At 31.6% G+C, this 954-nt stretch carries 1 pseudogene; it reads left to right on the top strand.

Annotated elements, in window-relative coordinates:
- Positions 1 to 580: 580 nt before the first annotated feature.
- Positions 581 to 954: pseudogene (locus ACFINR_RS09460) on the top strand (type ISP restriction/modification enzyme); the annotation flags it as partial.

Genomic DNA, 954 nt, shown 5'->3' with positions numbered 1-954 from the left:
ATCTCTTTTGAAGTCTTTAAGACAACCACGCAAAACTCTTTTTATGGCATTCTCATCAAGGAACTTTTTTCCAAAAGCAAATGATCTGAGTGACCTTATCAGAAGAGTTTTGTCAGTCTTGTCAGTTCATTCTAGCTCCTATATTATTTTTTTTAAATGAGAGAAAATTAAAAACATTATATTTCAATAGGTTAGTATTTTAACGATACAACCTATATCGACAATACAACCTTAAATACAATCAATAATATATATTTGTCAGTTTGTGTCTGTAAATTGAACTAACAAACTAGATTATTTTAGTGACTCATAAAACCTATCAAAATAATCATTATGATATTTTAAAAGCACATGCTTCATTTGTCTTTTTCCATAAAATAAACAGCAAATTTCACTATTTTGCTGATCTGATCTCTCTCATGGACTGTGGATAAACAGCATTTAAAAACTCTTTTGAAAAAATTATCGGCTTTTTTAGCATTTTTCTGCATTTTTTCTCAATTCGTTCAAAATGGATTTAATAAGCTTCGTTTTAATTCTTTTGAAGATAATTAAACCCCTTATACGAAAACGGAACTCTGTTGTAACAGGGCGTGAACTGGATCATTTGCACGTGAATTATGAAACTGTAAAACCTTATCCCGTAACCTTTAAAAAAGGTAATCCAAAAGTTACAGAGATCTCTAATCCAGAAAAATTCTATTACGTGACTGAAATGAAATTCGCAAAAGCAGGTAAAGAGAAAGATAAAACCACTGTTATTTATAATAACAATATCACAATAACAGATATCCCTCTTGACGCTTGTGAGTATATCGTTAATGGTAAACCCGCTCTTGAATGGGTTATGGGGCGTCAATGTGTTAAGACTGATAAAAAGAGTGGCATTGTTAATGATGCCAATCGTTATGCTGTTGAAACCATTGGCAACCCTGCCTACCCTCTAGAGTTATT

The sequence above is a fragment of the Bartonella sp. AP19HLJMH genome (assembly GCF_042196245.1).
In the GTDB taxonomy this organism is placed as follows: Bacteria; Pseudomonadota; Alphaproteobacteria; order Rhizobiales; family Rhizobiaceae; genus Bartonella.
Note: the sequence above shows the minus strand (reverse complement) of the source record. Positions and strands in the feature narration are given on the sequence as shown.